Genomic DNA, 3,954 nt, shown 5'->3' with positions numbered 1-3,954 from the left:
ACCCTTGATGGCACCAGCATCAAAATAAATTGCCGTCACATTACGATGTCCAAACATCAACACGGCGACTCTATTTTTTTGCAACCAATCCAAACCATTTTGTTTAATGCGGATAGCAGCTAAACCCCCACCTTCGGGACGGCACTCGAAATGGCATAATTGCACATCCCAAGACTGTCCCCGAAACTTCAAACTTTTGAGCATCAGTTCCAACTGTTCTTCAAAGCGTTTGCGATCGTTGTATTCGTTCCAAGGTAGCAACAAACCCAAATTGATATTGACCTTTAAAGATTCTGGATTCCCCCGGCGCTTTTTACCAATATTGTGCTTGGACAAGATTGTTCCCACCGCAGCCAGTACCTTGTACAGGGCATTTTCGTACTTGCGCTCAAAAATTCTATCCTGGGGGGCAAACTCGCTGACAAAATCCCCCACCACAAAAATATTACCTTTCCACTCCAACCAAGCCTGTTGTTGCGGAGTCGGAGCACCAATCCACCCCAATTGGTCGAAGTAGCGCTTTAAATCGGATTTGCTAATTTGTTCGACACCGGGGGACATCAATAAATATTGGGGATTTTTCCAACCTGCAAATTGATAAATAATCTTGGTTTGGGAACCACCAACATCGATAGCCAGGTAAAGATTGCATACTTTTGACATAAAAAATCATGGTTTTTCTGTGCTTATACTCTTTTACCTACTGATTCATCTTGGAAAAATAATTTTGTTAAAAAAGTTAATTTTATTTCCAGAACTAATAGCACAATCATCTCGATAAAACCTGGTTGTGCTTGTGCTATAAGGATTTATTCGCTAGAGAAAAAGCATATTTGATTTGTGCTAGGGCTGTGACAAGATTTTTTGACATCAAAATTGGGTGAATTTGGAGATAATTAAAAAGTGTAAATATTACACTATTGTCTGAATCTCTAATTTCGCCATTTCCCATATTGTTTCTAACAAGATTTGCGGTAGAAAAATTCGTCCGAGGCAGCATTTTTGAGCTACCCTGTAGGTGGGCAAAGTCTGGGTTAAACGCCAGCCATGTCGCCTTTATGCGCTGTACGTGCATAACGTCCCTGGGGGACGAAGGCAACGGCTGGCTCTGCGAGGCTTTGTAGCACAGTTCGGTTATCTGTTATGGGTAGTAAGACCAAAAGGGATGACGGTGTTTCCAGAAAAATTACGCATCCGGTGCGGTTTGCGAAAGATGAGTACGAGCAATTGAAGCAGAAAGCCTACAATGCGCGGGTATCGGTGACGGAATTTATTCGTCGTGCAGCATTGAGACGGCAAGTTGTGGAAGCTCCACCACCACCGCAGATAAATTGGAAATTATACGAAGAGTTAAACGCGATCGGGGTAAATCTGAATCAAATCGCCAAGGCTGTTAATCGAGCGGTAAAGTCGGGACAGGGGGCAAATGTGGATGTGGGACGATTGCAAAACTTGGTCGATCGGTTGAATGGTGCGATTCGGGAAACCCAGATGCAGCTGTTGGAATGTGGGGTTACGGATGAGGAGGAGGATTGATACTGTAGAAGAGGCTTCATGCATCCTGGCATAATTTTTGTCATTTTCCGCTTTGTGCGCTGTTGCTGTACTTGAATCCATCTTTACTTTATAAAATTGGCATTGCTCTTCTTTAGCGCACTCCAAGGGCTTTGCTTACTCAAAAAGCGCACATAATTAGGTAAATTATTGTTTTTATAGGAGAAGCACATGCAAAGTATTAAGGTAGTCTCCCGTGTGGGGTCTGATGGCATTTTGCATCTCGACGTTCCGGTTGGAATGACGAACGAAGAATTAGAAGTTATGGTAATTTTTCAACCACTAAAATCATCCGTACAATCAGAAATACCCCAAACATTGGGCTGGCTACCTGGTTTTTTTGAGGAAGTAATTGGGGGTTGGGCTGGAGAAGCTTTAGAACGGGGAGAGCAGGGAGAGTTTGAGATTAGGGAGAGTATATTTTGACGTACCTTCTCGATACAAATGTTTGCATTCGATTGTTGAACAACAGCAGTTCTACGGTGATATCTCGGCTTGCTACCAAACAACCAGGCGATATTTATATCAGCTCCGTAACCAAAATGGAGTTATATTACGGGGCTTATCGTAGTGCCCAACAGTCAAGAAATTTAGAACTTTTGCAACGATTTTTTAGTCAATTTACGATGATTCTACTTTTAGACTCCGATTCTGCCAGGATAGCAGGACAAATTCGGGCTGATTTAGCAACCAGGGGAACACCAATCGGACCTTATGATTTACAAATCGCTGCGATCGCTATTGCTAATAATTTGATTTTAGTTACACATAATACATCGGAATTTAGCCGAGTTCAGGGACTACAAATTGAAGATTGGGAACTGGACTAACTTGAGAACAAACAATACTATTAACCACGAATTGGCACAAACCAGCAAAAATTTTATTGTTTATTAATATTAGAGGCAAGATTGAAAAAGATTTTTCTACCTTGCCCCATAGAATTTATGTAGAGCTACAATAGCCCTAACGATTTAGCAATTACAAACAAGGCGGCTATAGCTTGTAAGAAAGGTAGTAAACCTTTTACAATCAACCTTAATCTTCGATAAAAAGATTCAAGTTGAGCATTAAGCCTACGTAGTCCTCTTAAAATCAACCTCAATCTTCGACAACAAGATTGAAACCGTTGATTAGACTTACGCTGCTTGCCTTGAGCAGAAATTTCTTCCTTGGACACTGCTGACCTCTAAGTGAATAACCGTAGCGGTTTTCCCTTATTACAAAGCGCAACAGAGGAGCTTGTGAGACTCTAGTTGACAAACCGCCCACACCGACAGCTTTCCTTGTCAACTTGCCGTTTTTTAGTCTTTTTACTCGGAAGGAGTGGTATGCCCAAAATTGGGTATTAGCCTGATTATAGCTAACACCAATAAGCCTACAGTCAGTAAATCAAAAAATTTTACCGTTTAACTAACTTTTAACATTGATGCGATCGCTATCAATCAACTTCAATAAATCAACGTTGTAGTTACTCCTTTTGGGGAGCTTACCAGTGATTGCCAACCAATTGAAAAACCGCAGCTTCCGTTCCACCCTCGACTACGTGCTGGAAAAAGAAGAAGCCGAAATTATTGACAGCAACATGGGTGGGTATAATTCCCGACAATTGGCAAAGGAATTTAGCGCCGCCAGACGAATGCGACCGAATTTCCAACGGGCTTGCGGTCACATCATTTTGTCCATCCCCCACCGCGATGCATCCCACCCCCAGGGGGAATACCACGAACATTTAGATGATGAGAAATACGCCGAACTTGCCCAACGCTGGTTAAAAGGGATGGAATTTCTGGGGGATGGGCTGCACAAAAGTCAGTACGTAATTGCCCGTCACCACGACACCAACCACGAACACATCCATATAATTGCCAGCCGTATTCGTATGGATGGGTCAGTTGTACCCGACTCCTGGGATTACCGTCGCAGCGAAGTCATAGTGCGACAATTAGAGAAGGAATTTGGTTTGGAACCAGTGCCCTGTAGCAACGAACAAGTAGCCCGAAAAGTTCAAGAGATATGGGAAATTGACACAACCGTTGGCGATACTCCTGAAAGAAGACTTCTTTTGGACGATACTCCTGTAGAGATTAGCTACCGCGATCGCCGTGCCCAAACTAAAAAACAGAGGCATCATTTTAGCGGTAAACCACCCGTCACCCAATTACTAGCCGATGCTATCGACGCAGCGACTCAAGACAAACCCACTGTCACCGAACTAATTACCCGACTCCAACAGCAGGATATTACAGTACATCCCAGCTTTAGCACCCAAGGAAAATTTAAAGAGGCAGTGGCTTATTCGATGGATGGGGTAAAGGTGGCTGGTTGGAAATTGGGCAAAGCTTACAGTTTCCCTGGATTGCTCCAACGACGAGGTGTGGACTATCAACCAGAAAGGGG

General features: G+C 43.1%; 5 protein-coding genes. 4 read left to right on the top strand and 1 reads right to left on the bottom strand.

Going from position 1 to position 3,954, the window contains the following annotated elements:
- The coding region (locus VB733_RS27440) for a ParM/StbA family protein (RefSeq protein WP_416336357.1) at positions 1 to 663 on the bottom strand (663 nt) is incomplete at its 3' end.
- A gap of 480 nt (positions 664 to 1,143) precedes the next feature.
- On the opposite strand from VB733_RS27440, the gene VB733_RS27435 reads away from it, so the two are divergent.
- From VB733_RS27435 to VB733_RS27420, 4 genes are all read left to right on the top strand, one after another.
- Complete coding sequence (locus VB733_RS27435; RefSeq protein WP_323343204.1) at positions 1,144 to 1,536, top strand: plasmid mobilization protein; 393 nt, start codon at positions 1,144 to 1,146, stop codon at positions 1,534 to 1,536.
- Positions 1,537 to 1,725: 189 nt separating this feature from the next.
- The gene (locus VB733_RS27430) at positions 1,726 to 1,980 is read left to right on the top strand and encodes a hypothetical protein (protein WP_323343203.1); all 255 of its coding nucleotides are present in this window, start codon (positions 1,726 to 1,728) and stop codon (positions 1,978 to 1,980) included.
- A complete protein-coding gene (vapC, locus tag VB733_RS27425) occupies positions 1,977 to 2,384 on the top strand; it encodes a type II toxin-antitoxin system tRNA(fMet)-specific endonuclease VapC (protein ID WP_323343202.1) in 408 nt (135 codons plus the stop codon). The genes VB733_RS27430 and vapC overlap by 4 nt, the downstream gene beginning before the upstream one ends.
- A gap of 650 nt (positions 2,385 to 3,034) precedes the next feature.
- Positions 3,035 to 3,954, top strand: a 920-nt coding sequence (locus VB733_RS27420) for a relaxase/mobilization nuclease domain-containing protein (RefSeq protein ID WP_323343201.1), incomplete at its 3' end; no start/stop codon positions are given.

The sequence above is a fragment of the Calothrix sp. UHCC 0171 genome, from assembly GCF_034931845.1.
GTDB lineage: Bacteria > Cyanobacteriota > Cyanobacteriia > Cyanobacteriales > Nostocaceae > Brunnivagina.
Note: the sequence above shows the minus strand (reverse complement) of the source record. Positions and strands in the feature narration are given on the sequence as shown.

What these genes read in the sequence shown, in the direction of transcription:
- VB733_RS27435 (WP_323343204.1), top strand. Translation starts at nt 1,144, where the DNA reads ATGGGTAGTAAGACCAAAAGGGATGACGGTGTTTCCAGAAAAATTACG.
- VB733_RS27430 (WP_323343203.1), top strand. Translation starts at nt 1,726, where the DNA reads ATGCAAAGTATTAAGGTAGTCTCCCGTGTGGGGTCTGATGGCATTTTG.